Origin of the sequence: Janibacter sp. GS2, from assembly GCF_051200835.1 — a bacterium.
Lineage (GTDB): Bacteria > Actinomycetota > Actinomycetes > Actinomycetales > Dermatophilaceae > Janibacter.
In genome coordinates this window covers 361530-387494 of the sequence record NZ_CP195161.1, presented here as the reverse complement: position 1 = coordinate 387494, position 25965 = coordinate 361530, and the positions used below count along the sequence as shown (strand labels likewise).

24 protein-coding genes are annotated in these 25965 nt (G+C 72.1%); 13 read left to right on the top strand and 11 right to left on the bottom strand.

Annotated elements, in window-relative coordinates:
* Positions 1-72: 72 nt before the first annotated feature.
* Complete coding sequence (locus ACR9E9_RS01870) at positions 73-1065, top strand: LLM class flavin-dependent oxidoreductase (protein WP_435201116.1); 993 nt, start codon at positions 73-75, stop codon at positions 1063-1065.
* Positions 1066-1247: 182 nt separating this feature from the next.
* A complete protein-coding gene (locus ACR9E9_RS01865; protein ID WP_435201114.1) occupies positions 1248-2060 on the top strand; it encodes a M57 family metalloprotease in 813 nt (270 codons plus the stop codon).
* Positions 2061-2142: 82 nt separating this feature from the next.
* Here ACR9E9_RS01865 and ACR9E9_RS01860 read toward each other — a convergent pair whose 3' ends face one another.
* Positions 2143-3486, bottom strand: a complete 1344-nt coding sequence (locus ACR9E9_RS01860) for a carboxylesterase family protein (protein ID WP_435201112.1) — start codon at positions 3484-3486, stop codon at positions 2143-2145.
* Between the two features lie 66 nt (positions 3487-3552).
* Between ACR9E9_RS01860 and ACR9E9_RS01855 the strand changes: the two genes are divergently transcribed.
* The 6 genes from ACR9E9_RS01855 (at position 3553) to ACR9E9_RS01830 (ending at position 7374) form a co-directional block, all read left to right on the top strand.
* Complete coding sequence (locus ACR9E9_RS01855) at positions 3553-4527, top strand: ATP-binding cassette domain-containing protein (protein ID WP_435201110.1); 975 nt, start codon at positions 3553-3555, stop codon at positions 4525-4527.
* Positions 4524-5351 (top strand): ABC transporter permease, encoded by an 828-nt coding sequence (locus ACR9E9_RS01850; protein ID WP_435201108.1) that lies wholly within the window; start codon positions 4524-4526, stop codon positions 5349-5351. The genes ACR9E9_RS01855 and ACR9E9_RS01850 overlap by 4 nt, the downstream gene beginning before the upstream one ends.
* Positions 5352-5488: 137 nt before the next feature.
* Positions 5489-5905: a hypothetical protein gene (locus ACR9E9_RS01845; RefSeq protein WP_435201106.1), complete on the top strand. Its 417-nt coding sequence runs from the start codon at positions 5489-5491 to the stop codon at positions 5903-5905.
* A gap of 30 nt (positions 5906-5935) precedes the next feature.
* Positions 5936-6097, top strand: coding sequence for a hypothetical protein (locus ACR9E9_RS01840; protein ID WP_435201104.1), 162 nt, complete (start codon positions 5936-5938; stop codon positions 6095-6097).
* Positions 6091-6795 carry a DUF222 domain-containing protein gene (locus ACR9E9_RS01835; protein ID WP_435201102.1) on the top strand — a complete coding sequence of 235 codons (705 nt, stop codon included), beginning with the start codon at positions 6091-6093 and terminating at the stop codon, positions 6793-6795. The genes ACR9E9_RS01840 and ACR9E9_RS01835 overlap by 7 nt, the downstream gene beginning before the upstream one ends.
* A gap of 81 nt (positions 6796-6876) precedes the next feature.
* Positions 6877-7374, top strand: coding sequence for an ASCH domain-containing protein (locus tag ACR9E9_RS01830; protein ID WP_435201100.1), 498 nt, complete (start codon positions 6877-6879; stop codon positions 7372-7374).
* Between the two features lie 24 nt (positions 7375-7398).
* On the opposite strand, the gene recD is transcribed toward ACR9E9_RS01830, so the two are convergent.
* The 6 genes from recD to ACR9E9_RS01800 all read right to left on the bottom strand — a co-directional run bounded on the left by recD (position 7399) and on the right by ACR9E9_RS01800 (position 18333).
* A complete protein-coding gene (gene recD / locus ACR9E9_RS01825; protein WP_435201098.1) occupies positions 7399-9198 on the bottom strand; it encodes an exodeoxyribonuclease V subunit alpha in 1800 nt (599 codons plus the stop codon).
* Positions 9195-12560: a UvrD-helicase domain-containing protein gene (locus ACR9E9_RS01820; protein ID WP_435201096.1), complete on the bottom strand. Its 3366-nt coding sequence runs from the start codon at positions 12558-12560 to the stop codon at positions 9195-9197. Before ACR9E9_RS01820 ends, recD begins: the two co-directional genes overlap by 4 nt.
* Positions 12557-15943, bottom strand: a complete 3387-nt coding sequence (gene recC, locus ACR9E9_RS01815; protein ID WP_435201094.1) for an exodeoxyribonuclease V subunit gamma — start codon at positions 15941-15943, stop codon at positions 12557-12559. The genes ACR9E9_RS01820 and recC overlap by 4 nt, the downstream gene beginning before the upstream one ends.
* Before the next feature lie 76 nt (positions 15944-16019).
* A complete protein-coding gene (locus ACR9E9_RS01810) occupies positions 16020-16991 on the bottom strand; it encodes a threonine ammonia-lyase (protein ID WP_435201092.1) in 972 nt (323 codons plus the stop codon).
* A 68-nt stretch (positions 16992-17059) separates the two neighbouring features.
* Complete coding sequence (locus tag ACR9E9_RS01805) at positions 17060-17695, bottom strand: DUF305 domain-containing protein (protein WP_435201090.1); 636 nt, start codon at positions 17693-17695, stop codon at positions 17060-17062.
* On the bottom strand, positions 17692-18333 hold the full coding sequence (locus ACR9E9_RS01800; RefSeq protein WP_435201088.1) for a DUF3105 domain-containing protein: 642 nt from the start codon (positions 18331-18333) through the stop codon (positions 17692-17694). The genes ACR9E9_RS01805 and ACR9E9_RS01800 overlap by 4 nt, the downstream gene beginning before the upstream one ends.
* A gap of 95 nt (positions 18334-18428) precedes the next feature.
* Here ACR9E9_RS01800 and ACR9E9_RS01795 point away from each other — a divergent pair, with 95 nt between their 5' ends.
* From ACR9E9_RS01795 to ACR9E9_RS01785, 3 genes are read left to right on the top strand one after another with little or no spacing between them, the layout of a single operon-like run.
* A complete protein-coding gene (locus ACR9E9_RS01795) occupies positions 18429-19370 on the top strand; it encodes an alpha/beta hydrolase (RefSeq protein ID WP_435201086.1) in 942 nt (313 codons plus the stop codon).
* Positions 19367-19687, top strand: a complete 321-nt coding sequence (locus ACR9E9_RS01790) for a hypothetical protein (protein ID WP_435201084.1) — start codon at positions 19367-19369, stop codon at positions 19685-19687. The genes ACR9E9_RS01795 and ACR9E9_RS01790 overlap by 4 nt, the downstream gene beginning before the upstream one ends.
* Positions 19688-19716: 29 nt before the next feature.
* Positions 19717-20331: a DUF998 domain-containing protein gene (locus ACR9E9_RS01785; RefSeq protein WP_435201082.1), complete on the top strand. Its 615-nt coding sequence runs from the start codon at positions 19717-19719 to the stop codon at positions 20329-20331.
* Here ACR9E9_RS01785 and ACR9E9_RS01780 read toward each other — a convergent pair.
* The gene (locus tag ACR9E9_RS01780; RefSeq protein ID WP_435201080.1) at positions 20305-21243 is read right to left on the bottom strand and encodes a LysR family transcriptional regulator; all 939 of its coding nucleotides are present in this window, start codon (positions 21241-21243) and stop codon (positions 20305-20307) included. The genes ACR9E9_RS01785 and ACR9E9_RS01780 overlap by 27 nt on opposite strands.
* Positions 21244-21384: 141 nt before the next feature.
* Between ACR9E9_RS01780 and ACR9E9_RS01775 the strand changes: the two genes are divergently transcribed.
* Positions 21385-22623, top strand: coding sequence for a Glu/Leu/Phe/Val family dehydrogenase (locus ACR9E9_RS01775; RefSeq protein WP_435203553.1), 1239 nt, complete (start codon positions 21385-21387; stop codon positions 22621-22623).
* 143 nt (positions 22624-22766) lie between these two features.
* On the opposite strand, the gene ACR9E9_RS01770 is transcribed toward ACR9E9_RS01775, so the two are convergent.
* The 3 genes from ACR9E9_RS01770 to ACR9E9_RS01760 are packed head-to-tail and all read right to left on the bottom strand — an operon-like array spanning position 22767 to position 24905.
* Positions 22767-23441 carry a GntR family transcriptional regulator gene (locus ACR9E9_RS01770; RefSeq protein WP_435201078.1) on the bottom strand — a complete coding sequence of 225 codons (675 nt, stop codon included), beginning with the start codon at positions 23439-23441 and terminating at the stop codon, positions 22767-22769.
* Complete coding sequence (locus tag ACR9E9_RS01765; RefSeq protein WP_435201076.1) at positions 23428-24156, bottom strand: maleate cis-trans isomerase family protein; 729 nt, start codon at positions 24154-24156, stop codon at positions 23428-23430. The genes ACR9E9_RS01770 and ACR9E9_RS01765 overlap by 14 nt, the downstream gene beginning before the upstream one ends.
* On the bottom strand, positions 24153-24905 hold the full coding sequence (locus tag ACR9E9_RS01760) for a maleate cis-trans isomerase family protein (protein ID WP_435201074.1): 753 nt from the start codon (positions 24903-24905) through the stop codon (positions 24153-24155). The genes ACR9E9_RS01765 and ACR9E9_RS01760 overlap by 4 nt, the downstream gene beginning before the upstream one ends.
* A gap of 77 nt (positions 24906-24982) precedes the next feature.
* Between ACR9E9_RS01760 and ACR9E9_RS01755 the strand changes: the two genes are divergently transcribed.
* Positions 24983-25963, top strand: coding sequence for a D-2-hydroxyacid dehydrogenase (locus ACR9E9_RS01755; RefSeq protein WP_435201072.1), 981 nt, complete (start codon positions 24983-24985; stop codon positions 25961-25963).
* Positions 25964-25965: the final 2 nt, after the last annotated feature.

Genomic DNA, 25965 nt, shown 5'->3' with positions numbered 1-25965 from the left:
CAGGAGGATAGGCGTCGGGGCCGACAGCCACCCCCGCCGCTCACCTGCCGACCCCGGTGGGACGATGGCGGGATGAGTGCCCAGCTGCCTCCCTTCTCCCTCCTCGACCTGGCCACCGTCGGCCGTGACCAGCCGATCGCCCGGGCCCTCGAGGAGACCCTCACCCTGGCGCGCCGGGCCGACGAGCTCGGCGCCTTCGAGCGCCTGTGGTTCGCCGAGCACCACAACATGCCGCGCATCGCCTCCGCTGCGACCTCGGTCCTCATCGCCCACGTCGCGGCCAACACCGAGCGCATCCGGGTCGGTTCCGGGGGTGTGATGCTCCCCAACCACGCGCCGCTCGTCATCGCCGAGCAGTTCGGCACCCTCGCCGAGCTGCACCCGGGCCGGATCGACCTCGGCCTCGGTCGCGCGCCCGGCACCGACGGTGCCACGATGCGCGCCCTGCGTGTCGACCCGCGGGCCTCGGAGAGCTTCCCCGACGACGTGCGCGAGCTGCAGGGCTACTTCGCCGACGAGTCGCGCGTCGAGGGCATCCACGCGTACCCGGGCCGCGGGACCTCGGTGCCGCTCTACATCCTCGGCTCCTCCCTCTTCGGGGCCCAGCTCGCGGCCGCCTACGGCCTGCCCTATGCCTTCGCGAGCCACTTCGCACCGGACGCCCTGGAGCAGGCGGTGCGCACCTACCGCGCGCAGTTCACCCCGAGCGAGCAGCTCTCCGCCCCGCACGTCATCGCCGCGGTCAACGTCATCGCGGCCGACGACTCGCCGACGGCGCTGGCCGCCCGGGAGAAGGTGCTCCACGCCCGTGTGCGGATGCTCGCCGGTCGGGTCGGCTCCGGCCGCCTCGACGAGGCGACCGTCGCCGCGCTGCTCGACACCGCGGTCGGCGCCCAGGCCCGCCACATGCTCCACTACACGGTGGTCGGGGACCCGGGTGAGGTGACCGCGGGCCTGGCGGACTTCGCTGCCCGGGCCGATGCCGACGAGCTGATGATCACCAACCCGGCACCCGGTCTCGACCAGCGCCTGCGGACCCTGGAGATCCTCGCCGGGCTGCGCTGACGGACGCTCTGACGTCGCGTCGACAGGACGTCTGACTCCCCTTCGAGCCATCTGACGAACTTCTGACGGCCCTTGGCCTTTCTTGACGAAAGGTGGATGGAGTCGTTGTGCGAGTGGGTTCTAGCGTTCCTTCCACGCAGGGGACGTGACCGCGCCCCCGGACGCGATGAAGGGTGATTTTCATGAAGCGCACCACCAAGCGCTCTGTCTCGGTGTTCGCCGTCGCAGCGACCATCTCCTTGGGCGCGACCTCCTTGGGTTACGCCGGCGAGGGCGACGAGCCCTCGTACAAGGAGTTCAAGTCGCAGACCTACCAGGACCCGAACGACGGCCAGTACATCGTCAACGGCGACATCCCGGTCCAGGGGGAGAAGCAGCTGCGCGACTTCTACCAGGACGTCGTCAATCCCACGACGCCGAGTGACGGGCTCATCGTCAACACGGTGTACGGCAACGACGACCTGTGGTCCGCCAGTCAGGCCAAGAACCTCACCTACTGCGTGAGCTCCGACTTCGGCGCGGACCACCAGAGGATCGCCGACGCGATGGAGGCCGGCGGCAACCAGTGGGAGGCCGCCAGCTCCGGTGTGGACTTCACCCATGACGCCAGCCAGGACGACAACTGCACCACGAGGAACAACAACGTCCTCTTCTCGGTCGAGCCGGTCACCGGCACGAACTACATCGCCCGCGCCTTCTTCCCGAGCACCCGGCAGTCCACCCGCAACGTCCTGGTCAACACCGACCAGATCTTCGGCGCCGGTGCGTGGACCCCGGACAACGTCCTCGCCCACGAGCTGGGCCACTCGCTCGGCTTCCGCCACGAGCACACCCGTCCCGAGGCCGGCACCTGCTTCGAGGACAGCAACTGGCGTCCGCTGACGCCCTACGACTCGTCGTCGATCATGCACTACCCGCAGTGCAACGGGACGTCGAGCGACCTGAGCATGACCGAGCAGGACCGGGAAGGGATCCGCTCGGTCTACGGTTCCTGAGCCCCGGCTCGGTCACCGCCCCCTGGACAGGGCCCCCTTCGCGTCGACCTCCCCCCGACGCGAAGGGGGCCCTTGGTGTGTCTCAGCCCACCGGCAGGTCGCGGACCTCGATCAGGCCGGGCTCGGACACGACGTCGAGGTGACCGGTCCGCGCGAAGTCCCCCCACATCTGCCGCAGCCGCCGACCGGACCGCCGCAGGTCCTCGGGGTCGACCCCCGCGACGAGCTCGGCGCCGCGCCAGGTCTCGGGATGCCCGAAGAGCAGCGGCAGGTCGACGGTGTGCGCTCCGGCGTAGGGATTGCCGGGGACCCCCCACGTGAGCAGGTAGCGCTGTCCCCGACCACCGGCGCGGTGGTGACGATCGGCGAAGGCGAGGATGCCCCGTCCGTAGATCCCCTCGGTGAGCCGGGCGACCGCCCGTCGGACGAAGGGCGCCGCCCACGGGCGGGTGAGGTGCTCACCGGCGGCCTTGGCGACGAAGAAGGCGGCCTCACGGTCGGTCGAGCCGATGAGGACGTCCACCCGGCGGGCCGCCTCGCTCCAGGCGGCGTCGAGGTCGGCCTCCGCCGGCAGGGGATCATGGCCGTACTGCACGCCGAAGGGCATGCCGGCCCGGACGCCGTACCGCACGAAGGGTGGGTGGACACCGGGTTGCGCGGCGACCACGTCGTCCACGTCGGCCTCCGCGGTCACGGCCTCGGCCGTGCGCATCATCGCGGCCGCCATGCCGGAGCGATCGGGCATGACGCCGATCGGCGGGCTCTGGATGATGGCGCGCCGGAAGAGGCCCTCCGTCCCCTTCGCGATCATCAGGTGGGCCGTGGCATCGGCGCCGGCGGACTGGCCGAAGACCGTGACGGCCCCGGGGTCGCCGCCGAAGGAGGCGATGTTGGTGCGGACCCAGCGCAGGGCCTCGATCTGGTCGAGAAGTCCGAGGTTGGCCGGACGCGACTCCCCGTCGCCGAGGTATCCGAGGAGACCGAGGCGGTAGGTGACGTTGACGACGACGACCTGCTGCTCGTCGACGAGCAGGGCGGGGTCGTAGATCGCGAGGTCACCGGCGCCGGAGGTGTACGAACCGCCGTGGATCATCACCATGACCGGAAGCGGGCGATCGGCCCCCATCTCCCCGGCCGGGACGGTCACGGAGAGCCGGAGGCAGTCCTCGTCGAAGTCGAGCTCGCCGCGCGTGATGCCCAGCACCCGCTCGGTGAACTCCATCGGTGGCTGCGGGCACGCGGGCGCCGGCCGGGTCGCGTCCACCCGCGGTGCCGCCGGCTCCGGGATGGGGCGTTCGAAGCGGCCTGCACGGGCGTACCGGATGCCGCTGGCCCGCAGGACGCGACCGTCCCGGCGGCCGAGGATCCTCCCGGCGGGGGTGTCCCACTGGGGGCCGTCGTCGTCCGTGCTCGTGTCCGTCGTCATGCGACCCAGCCTTTCAGCAGAAAGTCGCTCGTGGGCTGTCGGTGCCGTGCTCTAACGTTGCCGGACGTGACAGACATCGCGATCGAGGCCACCGGCCTGACCAAGACGTACGGGAAGGTGAGAGCCTTGCGGGGCATCGACCTGTCCGTTCCCGCGGGCAGCGTGCTCAGCGTGCTCGGCCCCAACGGCGCCGGCAAGACGACCGCGGTGCGCATCCTCTCCACCCTCATCCGGCCCGACTCCGGGCGAGCGAGCGTCGCCGGGATCGATGTCGTCGCCGACCCGCTCGGGGTCCGCTCGAAGATCGGGGTCGCCGGGCAGTACGCCGCCGTCGACGAGTACCTCTCCGGCCTGGAAAATCTCGAGATGATCGGCCGGCTCTACCACATCGGCGGGTCGGCGGCGCGGACTCGAGCGAAGGAGCTGCTCTCCGAGTTCCGTCTCGAGGAGGCAGCCGACCGGCCGGCGAAGACGTACTCCGGGGGCATGCGTCGACGCCTCGACCTCGCGGGTGCGCTCGTGACGCGACCCGACGTCGTCTTCCTCGACGAGCCGACGACCGGCCTCGACCCGCGCTCGCGCGGGGACATGTGGGAGGTGATCCGCGACCTCGTCGGGTCGGGCACCACGGTTCTGCTCACGACGCAGTACCTCGAGGAGGCCGACTTCCTCGCCGACGACATCGTCGTCGTCGACCAGGGGCGGATCATCGCCCAGGGCACTGCCGACCACCTCAAGTCGCAGGTCGGCGGGGAGCGGTTGACCGTCACGGTGGCCGACGAGGAGCGCATCGACGAGGCCGTGGCCATGCTCGGGCCCATCGGCATCGGTGAGGTCGACGTCGACCGCCACACCCGCACGCTCAACGTCCCGGTCGACACCGGCACCAGTGCGCTCGTCGACGCCGTGGGTCGACTCGGTGGGCAGGGCATCACCGTCCAGGACATCGGCATCCGCCGACCCACCCTCGACGACGCCTTCCTCAGCCTCACCGGCCACCGGGCCGAGGACGATGACGAGGACCAGGAGGAGAGCGCATGAACCATCTCGTCATCGATTCGTGGACGATCGTCCGGCGCAATCTCATCAAGATCAAGCGGGTCCCCGACCTGCTCGTCTTCACCACCTTGCAGCCGATCATGTTCGTGCTGCTCTTCGGTTTCGTCTTCGGGTCCCTCGTGGGAGGCAATGCGGACGGCTACCGAGAGTTCATGATGGCGGGCATCTTCGCGCAGACCGTCGTCTTCGGTGGCACCTTCACCGGCTTCGGGATGGCGGAGGACATGCAGAAGGGGGTCATCGACCGCTTCCGCACGCTGCCGATGCACCCGGGCGCCGTCCTCATCGGCCGCACCCTCTCGGACGTGGTCAACAACGTCATCTCGCTCGTCGTCATGGCGCTGACCGGACTGCTCATCGGGTGGCGGCTGCGCGAGGGGCTCGTCGAGGTCATCATCGGCTTCGCCCTGCTGCTCCTCTTCGCCTATGCCATCAGCTGGATCATGGCCTTCGTCGGACTCAAGGTGCGCACCCCCGAGGTCGTGGGCAATGCCTCGTTCATCGTCATCTTCCCGCTGACCTTCATCGCCAACACCTTCGTCCCGTCGGAGAACCTGCCGTCCGCGTTGCGGATCTTCGCCGGGTGGAACCCCGTCTCGACGCTCACCCACGCCGCACGGGACAACTTCGGCAACCTCGATGCCCTCGCCGACCAGGGGATGAGCGCACAGGCGGCCCGGGATGCGGCGGAGTACACCTGGGCGCTCCAGCACGCCGAGCTCTACACGCTCGGCTGGGTGCTGCTGATCCTCGCGGTCTTCGTGCCGTTGTCGATCCGGACCTATCAGCGGACCGTTCTTCGCTGATCTGCTCACACGGTGGCTGCGGTGTGAACGCGCTGCGCCCGACGGTGGCTGAGGCGTGAGCCCGCTGCGCGGACGAGCCTCGAAGCCTGACCGCGAATGCCTCGAGCGTTGTCGGTGGTCGAACATACGATCGAAACATGTCGACGATGACGCAGTGGGGCGAGGGCCCGGGGGTGGAGTCCGGACTCCGGGATGCGTTGCGGTCGCTGACCGTCGGGGCGCTGGGCCTCGGGGAGCTGTGGCGTCTGGGCGAGGACGAGGTGGCTGAGGCCCTGTCGGTGGTGGGGCAGGTGCGTCGGGTGCTCGAGGTGGCTGAGGTCGCGCTCGTGGGTGAGGGCCTGACCCGGGGGCTGCCGGGCCAGGGGTCGTGGAGCGTGCACGACTGGGTGGCAGCGGCGGAGGGCCGGGCGGCTCCGGCTCCGCCGGTGCGGCACGTGGCATCGGTGGCACGTTTGGCCGGCGCCGACGTCGCTGCCCCGCAGGGCAGCGCGGCGCTCGCGGGTGTCCGGGAGGTCTTCGATGAGGGGGACCTGTCGCTGGCCACGGCCGATTAGCTGGTGCGCTTCCACGCACAGGTGGCTCCGGTGGCGGACGGGGAGCTGCTCGAGCAGGACCTGCGGGTGTTGTTGGCGGGCGCACGTGACGACGTCGCCGCGACCGGACCGCAGGGTCGGCACACCGAGCGGGTGCGGGGGATGGGGGAGAAGGAGCTGGCGGCGGCGATCACGCGCACGGGCCGGTGCTGAGGCCGCCGAGGGATCAGGACCGTGAGGATCGTCGGGCGAAGGCGGCGCGGTCGTTGACCAAGAGTGCGGGCCCGGTGGGGTTGAGCTGCTACCGGGTGGTGCTGGACGCAGAGGGCGCGGCGGTACTGGACTCGGCGATCGCGGCGCTGTCGGCTCCCGTTCCGGGTCCGGGTGCAGGAGAGCGGGATGAGCGTCCAGCGGCGCAGCGCCGGGCCGATGCGCTGGTGGAGGTCGTGCGTCGGGGAGTCTCGGCCCCGGGCGCGGTGCCCCGGTGTGACAAGGCACAGGTGCAGGTAACGATCACGCTGCAGGCTCTGCTGGAGGGTGTGCAGGGTGCGGGGGTGACGTCCACGGGAGAGGTCCTCGCCCCGTCGGTGGTGCGGCGGATGGCGTGTGACGCCGGGCTCGTCCCGGTCGTCCTGGGTTCCCGGGGTGAGGTGCTCGACCTGGGTCGGGCGGTGCGATGGTTCACCCCGGGGCAGAAGCGTGCGATCTGGCTCCGTGACCAGCGGTGCACCTTTCCGGGGTGCACGACGCCTGCACAGTGGTGCGACGCCCACCACGTGGACTGGTGGTCCCGTGGTGGTGGCACGGACATCGGCAACGGGGCGCTGTTGTGCCAGCGTCACCACACCCGGGTGCACAGCGATGATCTGAGCGCGACGATCACCGACACCGGCGTGACCTGGCATCTCTAGCTGTCCCGCCCCGCAGCCCGGCCATCAGGGTCGGGCCGCTCGGCATGCCCACGACGAGCCACGAGCGGGCAGGATGGGGTCATGGATGACTTGGAGGCCTTCTGGCAGCGCGCCCGGCGGCACGTCGAGCTCGCCTCGGTGAGCTCGTACATGGGCGAGAACCCGATCGCGCTGCTGCGGCCCCCGGCCTGGGCCTTCGGTGCGACCCCCGAGCAGGCGGACGAGCTGCTGCACCTCGTCCTCGAGGGGACGAAGACCGCGACGGCCTCGGCGCTGTGGGACTACGAGGCCGAAGGAGAGGACCTCCCGTCCGAGGGCTCCCTGGGGATCGTCGTCGACTCCTCGGGCGCGCCGGGGGCTCTGGTGGTGACCACCCGGGTACGCACCGTCCCCTTCGACGCGGTGGACGAGGCGCACGCCCGTGCCGAGGGCGAGGGGGACCGGACGCTCGCCTACTGGCGCCGGGTGCACGAGGACTTCTTCACCGAGCACGCGAGCCATGGGCGGGGCTTCGCGCCGGACATGCCCGTCGTCCTGGAGGAGCTGCGGGTGCTGCACGCGGAGCCCGTACAGGGTTGAGGGGCCCCTGGTCGATGGATCGGCTCAGACCCGGTGGCGCAGCCCGGTCGCGCGCTGGGTGCGGCGCAGCACCGCGGCGCGGATCGCCTCCTGTGACCCCACGAGGGTCACCCTCTCCTGCGCGCGCGTGATCGCGGTGTAGAGCAGCTCACGGGTGAGCAACCGCGAGTCGGCGTCCGGCAGCAGCACCGTCACCGAGCGCGCCTGGCTGCCCTGGCTCTTGTGGATCGTCAGCGCGTGCGCGGTGTCGACCTCCGCGAGCGAGGTCGCAGCGTGCACCAGCGGGCTGGACGGCTCGCCGAAGACCCCGACGACCCGCCCGTCCGAGCGCAGCGCCATGACGCCGGTGTCGCCGTTGAAGAGCCCCAGCCCGCGGTCGTTCGTCGTCACGAGCAGCGGCCGTCCGACGAGCTGCCGACCGGAGTAGTCCGTGGCCTCGCCGAGCCACCGCTCGACCCGGTCGTTCCACGGGCCGACGCCCCAGGGGCCGTCGCGGTGGGCACACAGCAGTCGCTCCTCGGCGAGCTCGTGCAGTGCTGCGGCGTGGTCGCCGGCCAGCGCGAGCTCGCGCAGTCGCAGCGCGTGCTGCAGCAGCCGCGTCCGGAGGACCTCGTCGGCACCGAGGACGTCGTCGACCGGCAGGTGCTCGACCGCTCCGCCCGGGGTGGCGGCGGAGAGCATCTCCAGGACGCTGTCCGCATCCCCGATGCGCACTGCCTCGGCCAGCGACCCGATCTCCTGACCGAAGCGGTGCGAGGTCTGCAGCCGGACGACCGGGCTGTCGTCGCGATCGCCGTACCCGGCGACGAGGTCCGCGAGGACCGCGCCGGCCTCGACGGAGGCGAGCTGGTCCGGGTCGCCCACGAGCAGCAGGCGTGCCGTCGGGCGCAGGGCCTCCAGTAGTCGGGCGGTCAGCGTCAGCGAGAGCATCGAGGCCTCGTCGACGACGACGACGTCGTGGGGCAGCGGGTTCCCGCGGTCGCGCCGGAAGCGGTTCCCGCTGTCCGGGCGCCAGCCGAGCAACCGGTGGACGGTGACTGCCTCGATGTCGCTCCCGAGCCGCAGCCGGTCCTCGTCGGGCAGGTGCTGGAGCGACCCGAGGACGGACTCGCGTAGTCGCGCCGCGGCCTTGCCGGTCGGAGCGGCCAGGGCGATCCGCGGCCGCCGGCCGCCCTCCTCGGCCTGCTCGAGGAGGAGCGTGAGCAGACCGGCCACGGTCGAGGTCTTGCCCGTCCCCGGTCCCCCCGCGAGGACCGTGGTCAGCCGGGCGGCCGCGGCCCGCACGGCATCGCGCTGCTCGCGCCAGCTCTCACCGGGGAAGACCCGGGCCAGCCCGGCCTCGAGCACCGCGTCCTCCACGGGCGGCGGGGCAGCACCTGCGCGTCGGGCGAGGTCGGCGGCGACCTGCACCTCCTCACGGTGGTAGCGGTCCAGGTAGATGAGGTCGTGCTCCACGTGGAGCACCCCTGCCGCGCCGAGTGCGCTGGCGCGCACCTGGTCCAGCCACGTCCGCGTCGGGGGCAGGTCGACGAAGGGGGCCACCTCCCCGGCGTCATCGCCGGCGTCATCGGCCGACTCCCCGGCGACGAGCTCGCGGGCGTGCTCCGGATCGAGGCTGGTCGATCCCTCCCGGGCGGCGCGCACCACGAGCGCGAGCGTCACCCGGACCACGTCGTCGCTCTCGTCGACGAGCTCGGTCAACCGGGTCGCGACGTGCACGTCGGCGGCCTCGATGACCCCGGCGGCGTTGAGGACGGCCAGGTCCCCGTCCGCCGACAGTGCGAGGCGTCGGTCGTACCGGTCCTCCTGCTCGCGGGTGCTCATCGGGTCTCCCTCGTCCCCGGCCCGCGTCCGTCGAGCAGGTCGGACACGGCCTCGATGAGGGCGATCGGCGGCTCCCAGGAGAAGACGCCGGTCGGGTGACCGTCGACGACGGGGGTCTCGGCACCGGCCATCCCGCGCAGGTACAGGTAGAGCACGCCACCGAAGTGCACGCCCGGGTCGTAGCCCGGCAGCCGCCAGCGCAGGAAGCGGTGCAGCACGACCCCGTAGAGGATCGCCTGCAGCGGGTAGGAGGAGTGGTTCATCGCCTCCCGCAACGCAGCCCGGTCGTAGTGCCCCGTCGTCAAGGGTTCGTCGACCGCACCGAGCCAGTTGGTCTTGTAGTCGACGACGAGGTGTCGCCCGTCCACGCGCAGCACGATGTCCACGGATCCGGTGAGGTAGCCACGCAGCGCCTGATCCCCGAGGACCGGGTCGTCGAGTGCCTGGGCGAAGGGCAGCACGGGATCGTCCGCGGGCAGGTGCTCGCGCATGAGCGTCGCGAGGTCGCCGAGGAGCGCCTCGCCGGCGGTGTCCGCACCGTCGCCACCCCCGAGCGGGAGCTCGAAGTCCATCTCGCACAACCGGTCGCGGGCGGTGACGTCACGCAGGGTCGACCCCGGCGCGAGTGGCCCCAGCGGGGAGTCGATGACCTCGAGGAGAGCCGCTGCCAGCCCCTCCCGGTCCAGGTCGGGCACCGGCCAGTGGATGACCTGCTCCTCGATCCGCTGCCGCAGCTCGCCGAGCAGGTCCGGTGCCTGGGCGTCCGCCTCCTCGAGGACGGCGTGGACGAGCGATCCGAAGCCCGCGCCCACCGGGAGCTCGGCCATGGGTGACGGGAGGTGCCCCGGGGCGGTGCTGGTGGCAGGCAGGACGTCCCCGCCACCCGCAGGGGAGAGGGGGGTGCTCCCTTCGTCGTCCTGACGGTCGGTGACCTCCGGCTCGCTGGCGACGAGCTCCTCGGCGGCCGGCCGCTGCGCCTCGTCCATCGGCCGGGTCAGCGCGGTGTAGGAGGTGCGCCGCCACGCGTCGTCGATGGTGCGGCCGAAGGTGCGCACGGACAGGTCGGGGGCCGGCTGCGGGGACGTGAGCGCCCTGGGGTCCGGCCGGTCGACGACCTCGACGCGCAGACCGCCGCGACGCTCCCACTCCTCCACCTGGGAGCGCAGCGTGTCGTCCCCGGGCACCGGATGGTTGCGGGGCACCGCTCCCTGGCCCTGGCTGCGACCGAGGAGCATCCGGTGCAGCGGCGAGGGGGCGGTGTTCTTCGCCGACGGGAACCACCACGTCACGACCTGGCTCTGGGCGCGGGTCATCGCGACGTAGAGCAGGCGCAGCGACTCGCCACTCTCCTCGGCAGCCGCTCGCTCGACCCGGTCCGCGCGGCCCTCGTCGGAGGTGATGCCGATGTCCAGGCAGCGGGTGCGGTCCGCACGGTGGAAGTGCAGGACGTCCGGACGCGGCAGCCACCGATCGGCGACGAAGGGCAGCATGACGATCGGGTACTGCAGCCCCTTGCTCGCGTGGATGGTCGCGAGGTGCACGGCGTCCGCGTCGCTGTCGAGGCGTCGCGCGCGCTCCTCCTTGCGGGAGGCGCCGATGCGCTCGCGCAGCCAGGACGTGAGCGAGGCCAGGCCGTCGCCCTCGGTGATGACCCGCTGGTGCAGGGTCTCACCGACGTGGCGGAGGTCGGTGAGCAGTCGCTCGCCGTCGGTGCGGGTGAGGACGCGCGCGTCCAGGCCCTCGGCCGTGGCGGCGGCGAGCACGGCGGCCACTCCACGACGGCCGAGGAGCCCGGCCCAGGTGCGTAGCCGGTGGGCGACCTCCTCGGTCAGGTCCTCGCCTCGTGCGTCCAGCTCCTGCGCGGTGGCCCCGACGAAGGGGGTCAGTGCCGCCGCGCGCACCCGCTCCGGACGGTGGGTCAGCTCCATCGCCTCGAGCAGGGTGAGCCAGGCGGCGGCCGCGGGCGAGGCATAGATGCTGTCGCTGGAGACGATGACCGAGCGCAGGCCGAGGTCGGCGAGGGCGGCGCGGACCTGGTCGAGCTGGTTGCGGGTGTGCGCGAGGACGGAGACGTCCCCGGCTCGCAGGGGGCGGCCCTCGAAGGTCGTGTCCCCGGCGAGCAGCCGGGTGATCTCGGCGGCGCAGTCCGCGGCGACGAGAGGACGCACCGCGGCGATGGCCACGTGCTGCTGGCCGGGCTGCTGCACGAGCTCGCTCGGGACGACCCGCAGCCGGACCGGCGCGAGCAGGCCGTCGGGCGCGACCCCGTCGGCGACACCCAGCCGCGAGTCCTCCTGCGCGGCACTGACCGGGTGGACGACGATCTCCGGGTCCCCGAGCTCGGCACCGCCGAGGAGTATGCCGAGGCAGCGCACGAGCGGCCCGTCCGAGCGGTGGTTCACCCCGAGGGTGTGCCTGGTCGCCGCGGTGTCGGCGGCGGTGAGATAAGTGTCGACGTCACCGCCCCGGAAGCCGTAGATCGCCTGCTTCGGGTCGCCGATGAGCACGAGGGTGCTGTGCCCCGAGAACGCGCGGTCCAGGATCTGCCACTGCACGGGGTCGGTGTCCTGGAACTCGTCGACGAGCACGACCTTCCACCGGTGGCGCATGCGCTCGCGCGCAGGAGAGTCCTCGTCCTCGAGGGCGTCGGCGAGGTGGGAGAGCAGGTCGTCGTAGCCGAGCAGCCCGAGGCGTCGCTTCCGGCGGTCCATCTCCGCCCGCACCAGGTGCGCGAAGCGCAGCGACCGGGCGTCGGCCGTGCCACCGTCGAGGGAGCTCGGATCGAGGGTGGCGTGCGGGTTCTCGGTGACGGACCGGGCGATCTCGCCGGCGCGCTGTCGGGTGAAGGCCGGCTGTCCGCCCCCCGCGAAGCCGCGCACGTAGAGGTCGTCGACGACGTCGTCGCGCAGGTCGGAGAGGTCCTCGACGAGCCGTGAGTGCGGGTCGGAGTCGCCGGCGACCCCGAGCCCACGCAGGACGAGCTGGCAGAACTGGTGGGTCGTGGCGATCGTCGCCGCGTCGAAGTGGGTCAGCGCGTCGCGCAGGCGCCGCTCCCTCTCCGCGACGACGGCATCGCCCCCCTCGCGCAGCAGGGTGACCACAGGATCGCCCGGGTCCTGCGTGAAGTCGGCCACGTGGCGGTGGACGAAGCGCAGGTGCTCACGTACCCGCTCGCGCATCTCCTTCGAGGCCGCGCGACCGAAGGTGATGACGAGCATCTCCTCCAGCGGTGTCCCCTCGGCGATGTGCCGGGCGACGAGGGCGCCGATCGTCCACGTCTTGCCGGTGCCGGCGCTCGCCTCGAGCAGGACCGTGCCGGTGGGCAGGTCCGCGGTGATGTCGAAGGGCGTCAGTGCACTCATGCGGAGCTCGCGATGTTGTCGATGGCCGGGCCCCAGACCTTCGGGGCGAGGGTGGCCAGGTCGGTCCCCGGTCCGGCCACGGGCTCGAAGAGGACCTCGATGGGGGAACCGGTCCCGTGGACGAGCTGCCACCAGGCGTCGTCGCGTTCGCCGGGGATGACCCCGCCGTTCTTCATGACCGTCTGGTTCCACTCGTCGCTGGCGCGCTTGGTCGCGGCCTGCCGGAGGGAGGAGTTGCGGTGCATCACCTCGGCCCAGCCGTACGCAGCCTTGACCGGCAGCGGCAGCGGCGCGGTCATCCCGAGGGCGTAGAGGTCGATGAGTGCGGTCAGGTGGGACCGGGCGGCAGCCTGCGGCAAGGGGCCCCGGGTCGTGCGGGCAACCGACCCGCGGGCGCCCTTGCCGAGGACCGAGGCCTGCCACCCCTCGTCGTCCCGACCGGCCGCCGTCAGGGCGAGCAACCGGATCCACGAACCGATCTGGTGCTTCGGAGCGAGCCTGGAGTAGGTGGCGTCGACGACGTGCCCGCCGCGGACACCCTCGATGGTTCCGGTGAGCCGGCGGCCACCGGACAGTGGGGCGTCGATGTCGACCGAGCGGGTCGGTCCGGCCGGACCGCGGTCGATCTGTGCGATGAGCAGCTCCACCTGACCGCGGATCTCGTCGAGCGCGAGGGAACCGAGGTTGGCGGGGGGCAGCTCACCCCGCAGCAGCTCGGCAGCGTAGACCCCGCCGGGGTCCTCGCCGGCGAGTCGCGCGCGCAGGGTCCGCTCGCCGACGGCCCACTTCTGCAGACCGTCGAGGTCGATGGGGAGTCGGTCGCTGACCTCCTCGGCCTCCCGGGAGACGCTGACCTGGAGGCGCTCCTTGAGGAAACCCCGCGCCGGGTGCTCGTAGAAGGCGATGAGGTCGGCCAGGGTGATGTCGTCAACGGGCCGTGCCGGCAGGGGGGCGGTGAGGAGGCGACCGGGCTCGGTGCGTGTGCCCAGGCTGGCGCGGGCGGCGTCGAGCGCGGAGCGGTCGAAGCTGAACGCCGCCGCGCCACCCAGGGCACCCGGGGTGAGGTTGCGCGCGTCGAAGGGCTGCAGGGGGTGCTCGACCACCGGCACCGGGGCGTCGGTCGTCTCCCGGGCGGCGTCGATGAGCTCGCCGAGCGGCACGGCCGGCGGGCAGTGCTCGCCGGTGCGCTCGTCGGACCCCGTGTAGGCGATGACGAGACGCTCCCGGGCGGCGAGGACCGCGTCGAGGAGGAGCTGGCGGTCCTCGCTGCGGGCATCGCGCTCACCGGTGAGCGGGATCCGGGCCAGGACGTCGTCGCCATCGATCGTCTGCTGCCGGGGGAAGGAGTCGTCGTCCATGCCGAGCAGGCACACGACCCGGTGTGGCACCGAGCGCATGGGAGTCATCGTGCAGACGGTCAACCCGCCGGTGCGGAAGCTGGCCCGGCTCGGCCGTCCGGCCAGCTGGTCGGACAGGAGCACCCGCACGTCGGCGAGGCGCAGCGGCACGTCGTCGCTCGCGTGCCGGGCCGCGCGCGTCAGCGTCCGCCGCAGGTCTCCGACCTGCCACTGCTCCCGCACGGGGACGTCGGTGAGGGCTAGCACCGCCTCGGTCAGCGCGATCATCCACTCCCCGGCGGTGCGCGCACCCTCGAGCGCGTCGAGGCCGGCCCCGACCCGCTCGAGCAGCTCGGTGACCCGCCCGACGAGGTCGACCGAGCCGCTGCCGACGTCGTCGAGCGGCATGACCCCAGCGACCTGCAGCGGCCCGTCGGCGGAGACGGTCACGCCGAGCAGCAACCGGTCGAGGCCGAAGCGCCAGGTGCCCTGGGGCTCTGCGTCCATCGCGAAGGGGGCACGGTGCGCCTGGTCGTAGCCCCACCGGATCCCCGAGTCGCCGACCCATCGCGTCATCGTGGCGAGATCGTCGTCGTCCAGGCGGAACCGGTGCCGGATCGGCTCGCTGGCCGCGAGGTCGAGGACCTCGCTCGCCGTGAGGCGGCCACCGGCGAGGCCGACGATCCGGTCGGCCACGTCGAGCAGGGGGTTGGTGGCGCGCAACGACCGGTCGGCCAGGCGGACCCTCAGCCGGTGCGCGGGGTGGGTGTCGACGCCCGCGGCATCGGTGCCGTGGTCGCCGAGGCCGAAGGCCGCTCCGATGAGCGGGGCGTAGGTCTCCACGTCCGGGCACATGACGAGCACGTCCCGGGGCTCGAGCGTCGGATCGTCCTCGAGGAGACCGACGAGGACCTCGCGCAGCACCTCGACCTGGCGTGAGGGTCCGTGGCAGGCGTGGACCTGGATCGAGCGGTCGTCCTCGGGCACGACCCGCGCCGTCCGCTCCGTCGGCGTCGGGAGGTGGTCGTCGCGCAGGTCCTCCTGCAGCCACCCCAGCACGGATGCCGGCTCAGGTGTGACGAGCGCCGGCGAGGAGTCTCGAAGCCGAGTTCCCTCGTCGGCCGACGCGTTGCCCAGCACCCGGATCAGCTCGCGGGAGTCGCGTCCGAGCGAGGCCAGCAGCGGATGGTGGACGAGCTCACTCGTGTGGTCCTCGGCCCGGGCGACGATCCCCTCGGCCGACGAGGGGGCCAGCCTCTCCCACAGGACGGGGGAGGGCTGCGGCAGCCACAGGTGGACCTCGCGGGAGAGCGCGAGCGCCTCGAGCAGCTCGACCTCGGTCACGGCGAGTCGGGTGTGACCGAAGAGCGACAGGCGCGCGGGCAGGTCGAGATCGTCGCTCGCGTCGTCACCCGCTCCGGCGAGGTCGCGCAGCCCGGCGAGCGTCCGCGCGTGCCGCACATCGGGCGGGGGAGCATGCAGCCGTGCCACGAGTCGTCGCCACAGCTCGGCCTGCCAGGCGAGGTCGGGGTCGAGGTCCATCCCGACGACGCCGCAGCCGTCCCGGCCCTCGCGCCAGTCGGTGAGCATCCCCGGTCGGCTCTGGCCGTAGCGGTGGAAGAGCCGGGCCAGGCGCAGGGCCACGGAGTAGCGCCGTCCCGCTCGCACCTCGTCGTCGGGGTCACCGTCACCGAGGTGCCGGCTCAGGGCCCGGCACCACGGCTCGCCAATGGCTCCATCGATGACCTCGAGCAGCGGCCAGGTGAGGTGCTGTGGCAGCCACGGGTCGTCCTCGTCGTGGCCGGTGAGCATCGTGACCAGCGACCGCGGCCGGAGGAACCTCACTCCCGCGCAGACACCGTCCTCGCTCCCCTTGCCGGTCCCGAGGCGGTGCGAGAGACGCTGGGCCAGCCACCGCTCGATGCCCTGCTCGGGCACGACGACGACCTCCTGCGCGAAGGGGTCCGGCAGCGGGCTCGCAAGCAGCTCACCGAGACCCTCGGCGAGGAGGTCGGTCCGCTGCGCGCGGTGGAGGTGAAGTGCCACGCTCAGACCGTATCGGCGTTGACCGACAGCGCGTCGCCGGCACTCCACAGGGCACGTGCCCCGTGGCCACTCGCACTCAGGGCGTCAGCACCCCGGCATAGACCGAGGGGTCCACATTGCCGCCGGAGGCGACCACGACCACGGTCTGCCCGGCGAAGCGATCCGGTTGTGCGAGAACGGCGGCCAGCCCGGCCGACCCGCCGGGCTCCAGCACGAGCTTGAGGGTGCGGAAGGCCTCGCGCATGGCGGTCCTGGCGTCGTCGTCGCTGACCGTCAGCGGCGTGACGTCGCGCCGGGAGAGGGCGGCGAGGGTGTGGCGACCGACATTGGGAGCACCGATCGCGTCGAGGAAGACCCCGGCGACGACCGGCACGCGCTCCACCCGGCCCGAGGCCAGGGAGTGCGCCATCTTGGCGTAACCCTCCCGCTCCACGACGAAGGGGGCGACCCGCGGATGCGTCGTCGTCACCGCCTCGACGACCCCGGAGGACAACCCACCCCCACTGCAGGGGGTGACGACGGCGTCCGGGGTGATCCCCCCTTCCTCCAGCTGGTCGACGACCTCCAGACCGACCGTGCCCTGGCCCGACATGACCTGCACGTCGTCGAAGGGATGGACGAGCGTCGCGCCGCGCTCCTCGATGAGGCGGGCGCCGACCTCCTCGCGGTCCTGCGTGGCCGGGTCGTAGAAGACGACCTCCGCGCCCCACCACCGGCAACCGTCGACCTTGACCCGGGGCGCATCGGCGGGCATGACGATCGTCGCCCGCGAGCCGGTCATCGTCGCGGCCGCGGCCACCGCCTGCCCGTGGTTACCGGTGGAGAAGGCGACGACCCCGGACTCCCGCCGCGCGTCGTCGAGGCACAGCAGGGCGTTGAGCGCCCCGCGGAGCTTGAAGGACCCGGTGACCTGCAGCGACTCGGCCTTGACGAGCACCCTCGCTCCGACGAGCTCGTCGAGGGTGGGGGAGGTCAGCAGGGGGGTCCGACGTACCCGGCCCTCGATCCGCTGCGCGGCCGCTCTGATCGTCTCGATGCCGAAGTCCATGGCTCCATCCTGCCGTGGTTCGCAGACGTCGGCCGCAACCGCCCTCACTCCTGTGCCAGCGGGCGGGTTCACTCGAGCGGCGTGGCGTCGCGTTCCTCGAGCATCTCCGTCATCGTCTCGGCCTCTGCGGTCTGGGACCTGATGATCGAGGATGCGAGCGTCTCGACCGCGTCCTGGCCCGAGGAGTCGCGCGCCGCCTCAGCCATCGGGACGCCGGCCTCGTGGTGACGGATCATCAGCTGGAGGAAGTAGACCTCCGCCTCCTCCGCGCGCAGGCCCCGCAGCTTGTCCAGCTGGTCCGAGGAGGCCATCCCCGGCATGCGTCCGTCCTCGGTGAGCATGGAGCCCGCCTCGCCCTCGTGTCCGTGGCCCAGGCCCTTCATCCAGTCCATCTGCTGGCCGGGGCCCGTCGGGGAGAGCCCCCACAGCTGCAGCCAGCCGGCCATCTGACCGGACTGGTGGGACTGCGTGCGGGCGATGTCGTAGGCCAGCGTGCGGACCTGCTCGTCGTCGGTGCGGTCGTAGACGATCCACGACATCTCGACGGCCTGGTCGTGGTGGGTCTGCATGTCCCTGGCGAAGCCCGCAGCCACGCTGCGGTCCCCGGGCGCGTCGTCCCCGCCCCCGACGCGGCCCAGTGCCAGGCCCGCGACGAGGCCGAGGGCCAGCGCGACGAGCGCGGCGAGGACGACCTTGGGGCTCACTTGACGAGGCTCGTCTCGGGCGTGACACCGCCCGTGCAGGCTGCACCCGGCTCGGGCGTCTGCGGCCCCTGGCGGTACTCCTTGATGAAGCCCTTGATCCGCGGGTCGTCGGCCGAGTCGACCTCGAGCTGCTGGTTCCAGGCGCTGAGGACGATCGGGGCGTCCATCGTGCCCTCGTAGGGGGAGAGCACGGTGTAGGTGTCGGGGAGGTCCTCCTCGAGCGTCTCCACCTCGGACTTCGCCAGGTCCGGCTCGTAGGTGACCCAGACGGCGCCGTGCTCGAGCGAGTGGACGGCGTGCTCGTTGGGCACGACCTCGTCGTAGACACCGCAGTTGAGCCACGCGTTGTTGTGCTCACCCCCGACCGGCGGCGACTCCTTGTAGTCGATCTTGCCGCTCGTGTGCTTCTGGCCCTCGTAGTCGTACTCCTGGACGTCACCCAGCTTGCTGGCGGCCTGACGCTCGTCGCGCTCGCTGAGGACCGCCCACCCGACCGCGCCGATGATGAAGGCGATGACCAGGCCGGCCGCTCCGACGAGGAGGAAGGTCCGGCGCCGCTCGGTCGCCTGCTGTGCCTTGCGGGCCTCGGCGAGCTTGTCCTTGCGGGCGGAGGATGACGTGGGCTTCTTCTTGCTCATGGATCCCTCGGGTCGGGGGTCGGCAGGTCTGCGCCGGGATTATCGCACCGTCGACTGAAGGTCCCCTGAGGACCCACGTCGATAGGCTGTCGCCCATGCGCGCCGACACGACCACCCTCCCGTCCCCGCAGGACGGGGTCGACCTCTTCGTCCGCACCTGGCTGCCCGAGGGGGAGGCGAAGGGGGTGGTCCAGCTGGCCCACGGCATGGCCGAGCACTCCGGCCGCTACGAGCGCTTCGCGCGGGCGCTCACCGGCGCCGGGTACGCCGTCTGGATCCACGACCACCGCGGCCACGGCGAGACCTCGAGCGCGCCCGCGGAGCGCGGCTACTTCGTCGACGAGCACGGGTGGGACACCGTCGTCGAGGACATCCACACCGTCTCGCTCGCGGCACAGCAGGCCCACCCCGGCCTTCCGCTCTTCTTCTTCGGGCACTCGATGGGCTCCCTCCTCGGCCGCGACTACGTCACCCGCTACGGACAGGACCTCGCCGGCGCGGTCTTCAGCGGGACGGGCGGCGACCAGGGCCTGTTGGGGCGGGCCGGTGAGATCATCGCCAGGGTCGAGTCCCGCCTGCGCGGCCGCCGGGCCACCTCGAGGCTGATGAACTCCCTGACCTTCGGCTCCTTCAACAAGGGGTTCACCCCCGCAGACACCGACTTCGACTGGCTCTCCCGGGACCCCGAGGAGGTGGCCAGGTACGTCGACGACCCACGCTGCGGCGAGGTCTTCACCGCCGGCTTCTTCGCCGACCTGCTCGGTGGGGTCAACTCACTCCCGTCGCTCGCCGCCCGGGTGCCCCGTGACCTGCCGCTCCTGGTCATCTCGGGTGACCGCGACCCCGTCGGGGGCAACGGGGCGGGAGTGCGCGGTGTCGCCGAGGCCTTCACGCAGGGCGGGGTGCAGGACGTCACCCTCGAGCTCTACCCGCAGGGCCGGCACGAACTGCTCAACGACACCGTCCGGGACGAGGTCACCGAGCGGGTCATCCGCTGGTTCGACGAACACCTGCCGACGAAGGGAGCCGGAGCATGAGTGACCACAAGCGGGATGCCCGCCGGGCCATCGAGGACCTCGATCTCGATGCGCGCCTGGCGAAGGCCGGTGCTGCGGCCTCGCAGCTCGCGCAGGAGGCCGTGACCACGGTGGGTGGCTTCGCGCGCGAGCACCGGGATCAGGCGCACGGCTGGCTCGGTCGCGCCGAGGACGAGGTCGACCGGGTCACCGGGGGCCGCGGCCACGACGTCGTGGCGAAGGTGCGCTCCGGCCTGGCCGCCGGAGTGGACCTCGTCGCCGAGCAGGGGTCGAGCAGGGACCCAGACGAGCCGTCCGCCGAGGGCGAGGAGCGCTGATCCGCTACCGCCTCGGCGGTCTGCTCCTCGTGCTGTCGGCCGTCTACTTCCTCGGGGAGGCGTGGGCGGCCGCCGGCTGGGAGGGGCGGCCCTACCGGTGGAGCGTGGACGCGATCAGCGAGCTCGGCGTGCCCGAGACCCGCTCCTGGGCGGGGGAGCAGGTCACCTCCACGCGGTCCGCGGTGATGAACGCGACCTTCATCGGCTCCGGCGTCCGGGCTGCTCTCGCGGGGCTGCTGCTCGCTCCCTTCGTCCCCCGGCGCGGGCGATGGGTCGTCCTTCCGCTCGTCGTCGCCTACGTGCTCGGGCTGATCGTCGTCGGGGTCTTCCCGACCGCCACCGTCGGGGTGCGCGCGACGATGCACGGGATCGGGGCCCTCCTCGCGGTGGTCGGCGGGGGCATCCTGCTCCTGGCCATCGCGATCGCCTTCTCGCGCAGACACCCTGCGCTCGCGACCTTCACCGGCGTGTGCGCAGCGGTCTCGATCCTCGGGAGCGTCCTCGCGGTCTGGGGGAGCGCGCACTTCGGGCTCTACGAGCGGATCGCCGTCAACGCGGTCGTGCTCTGGCAGGTCGTCACCGGCGTGGTCGTCCTGGCGACCGCGCCACCGGCGCCGTCAGTCGACGTCCGCCAGGGGGAGTGACGAGCTCGCCCCCAGTCCCTGCTCCGCCGCCGCCGTGCGCACCGCCTGGATGAAGAGGTCGATCGACCCCCGCGGTGTCGAGGTGGACCGGTGCGCCGTCGAGACGGTGCGCATCACCGGCTCGTCGAGGGCGATGATGTCCACGCCCGGGGGCAGCAGCGACAGGGCGAGGTCGGAGACGAGGGTGACCCCGAGCCCCCCGCCGACGAGCGCGAGGGCGGTCGGCTGCTCCTCGACGGTGTGGGCGATGCGCGGCTCGAAGCCGCTGCGGTGGCAGGCGATGCGCACGGCCTTGCCGAAGTGCGAGCGGGCCCCGGCGAGGATCCACGGGTAGTCGGCGAGCTCGAGGAGGGAGATCGTCTCGCTCGGGTGGCTTCCCGTGGGGACGGCCGCGTGCAGCCGCTCCACGGCGACGACCGTGCGGGTGAGGGTCGGGTCCCAGTCCATCGGGTAGTTCGAGTAGTCGATGACGAAGGAGACGTCGAGCTTCCCGTCGCGCACGGCGGCAGCCGTGGCCTCCGGCGCGAGCTCGCTCGTGTGCACCCGCACCCCGGGGTGGTCGACGGCCAGCGCCGCGAGAGCCGGAGGGAGCAGGCCGGAGGCGACCGACGCCCACACCCCGACCGTCAGCCGTGCGGTGATCCCGTCCTGGGCCTGCTCGAGCGCCGTCGTGGCCCGCTCCACAGAGCCGAGGATCTCCTCGGCGTGGTCGAAGAGGAGCAGGCCGAGGTCGGTGAGCTGCACCCGCCGACCGTGCCGCTCGACGAGCTGGACCCCGACCTCCCGCTCGAGCTGCGCGAGCTGCTGGGAAACCCCCGACGGGCTGTAGTGCAGTGCGGCGGCGACGGCCGTGACCGTGCCGCGAAGGTGCAGCTCCCGCAGCATCTGCAGTCGGCGCAGCGACAGTTCCATCTGCCCAGCCTAGAGCGCTCCGCAGATCGTGCAGTGGAACTGCACATCACCGTGCATCTTCCGTAACTAGACGCTCCCGAGTGGCCGGGCCCACTCTGGGAGGACGGACCGGAATGGAAGAGGTGGTTTTGCGTGACGATCATGCACAGCGGACGTTGGGACTCGACGGATGAGGCCCAGGGGCCCATCGGGCAGGAAGTGGTCACCAACTTCCTCGATGCCTCTCCGGCCCATGAGGTCACCTGGACCGATCCGGTCACGGGCGCCTCCGGCTACCTCGTCGTGCACACCCTGGTCGGCGGGCTGGCCACCGGTGGGACGCGGATGCGTCCCGGGTGCACGATCTCCGAGGTGGGCGACCTCGCGCGCGGCATGGCCACGAAGACGTCGGTCTTCGGCCTGCCGGTCGGTGGGGCGAAGGGAGGGATCGACTTCGATCCCCGCGACCCCCGTGCGGTCGGTGTCCTGGAGCGCTTCTGCTCGGCGATGCTGCCCTGGCTCGATGGTCACTGGGTGACGGCCGAGGACCTGGGCGTGGCGCAGTCGCGGATCGACGAGGTCTTCGCGACCCTCGGTCTCGGACAGTCCTACCACGCGGCCATCAGCCGCTCGGCCACCCCGGAGGAGACCCTGCACCGGGTGCGTGACGGACTCGGCACGCTCACCGACGACGGCCTGGAGCTCGGCGAGATCATCGGTGGTTACGGCGTCGCAGAGGCCTGCCTCGGCGTGGCCGACTCCCTCGGGTGGGCCCAGGGCGAGACCTCGGTCTCGATCCAGGGCGTGGGCACCATGGGCGGCGGCGCCGCCTGGTACCTCCACGAGGCCGGGGTGCGGGTCGTCGCGATGGGCGACGCCGCAGGGACGCTGTACTGCCCGCAGGGCCTGGACGTGCCCGCCCTGCTCGACCTGCGTGACGCCTTCGGCGAGATCGACCGGACGAAGGTCCCCGGCGACGTCCAGCAGCTGCCCCGCGAGGCGATCCTCTCGCTCCCGGCCGACATCTTCGTGCCGGCGGCGATCTCCTACGCGATCCGCGAGGAGAATGCCTCGGAGATCGCGGCCCGGGTCGTCGTCGAGGCAGCCAACTCCGCGACCACCCCCGAGGCCGAGGCGATGCTCACCTCCAGCGGGATCCCGGTGATCCCCGACTTCGTCGCCAACGCCGGTGCCGCGGCGTGGGCCTGGTGGCTCCTTCAGGGCCAGGTGGGTTCCGACCCGCAGGACTCCTTCACCCGCCTCAAGACGGAGATGCGCTCGAAGGTCGCGGTCATGCTCGGCGAGTGGAAGGGCATGGGCATCGCCCCGCGCGAGACCGGTCGGGTCATCGCGATGGCCAACCACGCGCAGCTCGAGGGCGTGGAGATCTTCATCCCCTGACCCGTGCGCAGCGCAGGCGGATGCGGGGGTGGCCCAACTCAGGGTGGAGCTTGCGGAGCCCAAGGGCCCCCCGCATCCGTCTGCGCGGTAGCCCTCAGGGGTGAGTCGGGCCACCCCCGTCTCCTCCGTCCGCGCCCCGGTGATCAGTTGAGCGGCTCGTTGCGTTTCGTGACGAGCCGGTCGACCGCGTCGTCGAGGTGGGCGAGCAGCATGGCCTTGGCCTTCGCGGGGGACTCGGTGAGGAAGGCCTCGGCGAGGGCCTCGTGTTCGTGGACCTGGGTGTCGAGGTCGGGGTAGGTCGTGCGCAGCTCGCCGAGGCACATCCGCGTCTCCACGAGCAGCGTGCGCATCGCGCGGATGAGCCGGGGGCTGCCCGAGCACTCGACGAGCGCCTCGTGGAAGGCCTGGTCGGCGTCGGAGACGGCCGGCCCGTCACCGCGGCGGGCCGCCGTGCGCATCTGGTCCACGGCACTGCGGACGGCCTGGTGCAGCTCCTCGCGCCGACCCCTGAGGCTGATCTCGACCGCACCCCGCTCGATGACCGAGCGGGTGCGGTAGACGTCCCGGACGTCGTCGAGGGTCAGCTCGTTGACGAAGACGCCGCGGTTGGCGATCGCGCACAGCACGCCCTCGGAGACGAGGCGTTGCATCGCCTCGCGCAGCGGGCCCCGGGAGACCGCGAAGTGCTCGGCGAGGTCGGCCTCCCCGAGCTGGTCACCCGGCTCGAGCGAACCGGACATGATCGCCTGGCGCAGCTCCTCGGCGATGAACTCGACCGTCGAGCGCCGCTTGACCGGTTTGAGGTCATCGAGGGTCATCAGCCGGCCTCTCCCGAAAGAGCGCTCCGAGCTGCGGGGCCGATCGGGCGACCCCCGCCAGCCGCAGCCCCTGCCAGATCGTCACCTGGTTGGCGGTGAGCACCGGCTTGCCCAGGCGGGCCTCCAGCTCGGGTACGACTCCCAAGGTGTGCATCGCCGTGTCGGGGATGAGCAGGGCCTGCGCCTCGGGGTGGTCGTTGGCGACCGCGAGCGCGATCACCTGGTCGGGAGCGAGGGTCCCCACCTCGGCGGCGGTGTCGATCCCCGAGCTCGACATCGCCACGACGCTCGCGCCGGCAGCAGCGAGATAGTCGACGAAGAGTGTCGCGACGTCCTGCGGGTAGCTCGCCGCCACGGCGACCCGGGTGACCCCGAGGTGGGCCAGCGCGGAGACGAAGGCCTCACTGGTGCTCGACGCGGGGACCGCGGCGACCCGCGCCAGGGCGGCGACCTGCTCCCTCGCCCCCTTCGGTCCGTAGACGAAGCTGCCGGAGGTGCACGCCCACACGACCGCGTCGGGGTCGTGCTCCTGCAGCTGGGCGGCGCCGGCCGCGAGCTTCTCCGGGCTGCCGAGGTCGAGCAGCTCGGGCACCGCGTGCAGGTCGGTGCCATAGATGTGTGCGACGGGCAGCTCGACGCCGAGCAGGGCCGCCGCCACGGGGTACTCGTCCTCGGCGGCGTGGTCGGGGTAGATCATCCCGATGGTCGGGCTCATGGGTCCTCCTGGAAGACGCCCTGCAGCCAGCGTCCGGGCCCGACCATCGGCAGCCCCATGCGGCCCAGGCAGGCCCAGACGGTGAGCTGGTTGGCGGTGAGGATCGGCTTGCCGAGCTCGCGCTCGAGCGGGGCGATGATGTCGTAGGTGGGCAGGTTGGTGCAGGAGACGAAGATCGCCTCGGCCTGCGGGTCGTCGGCAGCGAGGATCAGCTCCGCCACCGTGCGGTAGTTGACCCGCCAGATGCCGCCGCCGAGCCCGAGGTGGTGCGAGCGCAGGACCTCGACGTCGAGCTCGCCGAGGAAGTCGCCGAGCCGCTCGGTCAGCGGGGCGTCGTAGGGGGTCATCACCGAGATGCGAGCCAGGCCCAGCGCCCGCACGGCCTCGGCGAGTGCCCCGGAGGTCGTCACCGCGTCCGGCGCACCGGCGTCGAGGATCGTCTGCCGCAGGGTCTCCTCGTGGGCGACGCCGTGGACGAAGCTGCCGGAGGTGCACAGGTAGGCCACGACCTCGGGGTCGACCCCGAGGACATCGCGGGTCGCGGCCTGCAACGCGTGGTGCTCCGAGACGAGCTCGGCCTGCTCGAGGCTCACCCGCACCGGTTCGAAGGGAGTGCGCGCCAGGTGGAAGCTCACCTCGAGGGGAGCCCAGCGCCACAGCTCGCGCTCGAGGGCCAGGTCGAAGGGCGCGATGATGCCGATCCCCCGCTGGGCGAGCGGGCCCTCGAACTCCACGTCGGTCAGCTCCACGCGGGCCTCACTTTCACCACCGTCGGAAGATTGCCGGATTGTTGACAATCTAGGGAGCACGCTCTTAGGTTGTCAACATGTCGAGCACGCCAGTCGTCGTCGTCCTCCATGGCGCGGACCGCCCCTCGCCGCAGGCACTTGCGCCCGTGGCCGAACGCGCCGAGATCCGCTACACCGAGGCCGCCGGGCTCGCCGACGCGCTGGAGGGTGCCGACGTCGTCTTCGCGTACGACTTCCTCAGCACGGCGATCGCCGAGGCCTGGCACGCCGCCGGCTCGGTGCAGTGGGTGCACGTCGCCGCGGCAGGAGTCGACGCTCTGCTCTCCCCGCAGGTGCGCGAGAGCGAGGTCGTCGTCACCAACTCCCGCGGTGTCTTCGACTCCGCGATCGCCGAGTACGTCCTGGGTCAGGTCCTGTCCTTCGCCAAGGACCTGCCCGGCTCCCTCCGGCTGCAGGACGAGCGCCGCTGGCAGCACCGTGAGTCCGAGCGGGTGGCCGGGACTCGGGCCCTCGTCGTCGGTACCGGACCGATCGGACGGGCCATCGCCCGGCTGTTGCGGGCCGCCGGCCTCGAGGTCAGCGGCTCGGGGCGAAGGGAGCGCACCGACGACGCCGACTTCGGCACCGTGACCGACACCGCCGGCCTGCCGGAGGCGCTCGGCCGGGCCGACTGGGTCGTCGCCATCGCCCCCCTCACCGACTCGACGAAGGGGATGTTCGCCGCCGATGCCTTCGCGGCCATGCCCGCCCACGCCCGCTTCATCAACGTGGGCCGGGGCGAGCTGGTCGTCACCGACGACCTGGTGTCCGCCCTTCGCGACGGTGCGATCGCCGGTGCCGCGCTCGACGTCGTCGACGTGGAGCCCCTACCGCAGGACCACCCGCTGTGGACCCTGCCCGGTGTCATGATCACCCCGCACAACTCGGGGGACTTCATCGGCTGGCGCGACGCCCTCGTCACGCTCTTCGCCGAGAACTTCGTGCGGTGGGCCGATGGCCGACCGCTGGACAACGTCGTCGACAAGTCACTGGGCTACGTGCCCACCACCGGGAGCTGATG

What these genes read in the sequence shown, in the direction of transcription:
- ACR9E9_RS01870 (WP_435201116.1), top strand. Translation starts at nt 73, where the DNA reads ATGAGTGCCCAGCTGCCTCCCTTCTCCCTCCTCGACCTGGCCACCGTC.
- ACR9E9_RS01865 (WP_435201114.1), top strand. Translation starts at nt 1,248, where the DNA reads ATGAAGCGCACCACCAAGCGCTCTGTCTCGGTGTTCGCCGTCGCAGCG.
- ACR9E9_RS01860 (WP_435201112.1), bottom strand. Translation starts at nt 3,486, where the DNA reads ATGACGACGGACACGAGCACGGACGACGACGGCCCCCAGTGGGACACC.
- ACR9E9_RS01850 (WP_435201108.1), top strand. Translation starts at nt 4,524, where the DNA reads ATGAACCATCTCGTCATCGATTCGTGGACGATCGTCCGGCGCAATCTC.
- ACR9E9_RS01845 (WP_435201106.1), top strand. Translation starts at nt 5,489, where the DNA reads ATGTCGACGATGACGCAGTGGGGCGAGGGCCCGGGGGTGGAGTCCGGA.
- ACR9E9_RS01830 (WP_435201100.1), top strand. Translation starts at nt 6,877, where the DNA reads ATGGATGACTTGGAGGCCTTCTGGCAGCGCGCCCGGCGGCACGTCGAG.
- recD (WP_435201098.1), bottom strand. Translation starts at nt 9,198, where the DNA reads ATGAGCACCCGCGAGCAGGAGGACCGGTACGACCGACGCCTCGCACTG.
- ACR9E9_RS01820 (WP_435201096.1), bottom strand. Translation starts at nt 12,560, where the DNA reads ATGAGTGCACTGACGCCCTTCGACATCACCGCGGACCTGCCCACCGGC.
- ACR9E9_RS01810 (WP_435201092.1), bottom strand. Translation starts at nt 16,991, where the DNA reads ATGGACTTCGGCATCGAGACGATCAGAGCGGCCGCGCAGCGGATCGAG.
- ACR9E9_RS01800 (WP_435201088.1), bottom strand. Translation starts at nt 18,333, where the DNA reads ATGAGCAAGAAGAAGCCCACGTCATCCTCCGCCCGCAAGGACAAGCTC.
- ACR9E9_RS01795 (WP_435201086.1), top strand. Translation starts at nt 18,429, where the DNA reads ATGCGCGCCGACACGACCACCCTCCCGTCCCCGCAGGACGGGGTCGAC.
- ACR9E9_RS01790 (WP_435201084.1), top strand. Translation starts at nt 19,367, where the DNA reads ATGAGTGACCACAAGCGGGATGCCCGCCGGGCCATCGAGGACCTCGAT.
- ACR9E9_RS01780 (WP_435201080.1), bottom strand. Translation starts at nt 21,243, where the DNA reads ATGGAACTGTCGCTGCGCCGACTGCAGATGCTGCGGGAGCTGCACCTT.
- ACR9E9_RS01775 (WP_435203553.1), top strand. Translation starts at nt 21,385, where the DNA reads ATGCACAGCGGACGTTGGGACTCGACGGATGAGGCCCAGGGGCCCATC.
- ACR9E9_RS01770 (WP_435201078.1), bottom strand. Translation starts at nt 23,441, where the DNA reads ATGACCCTCGATGACCTCAAACCGGTCAAGCGGCGCTCGACGGTCGAG.
- ACR9E9_RS01765 (WP_435201076.1), bottom strand. Translation starts at nt 24,156, where the DNA reads ATGAGCCCGACCATCGGGATGATCTACCCCGACCACGCCGCCGAGGAC.
- ACR9E9_RS01755 (WP_435201072.1), top strand. Translation starts at nt 24,983, where the DNA reads ATGTCGAGCACGCCAGTCGTCGTCGTCCTCCATGGCGCGGACCGCCCC.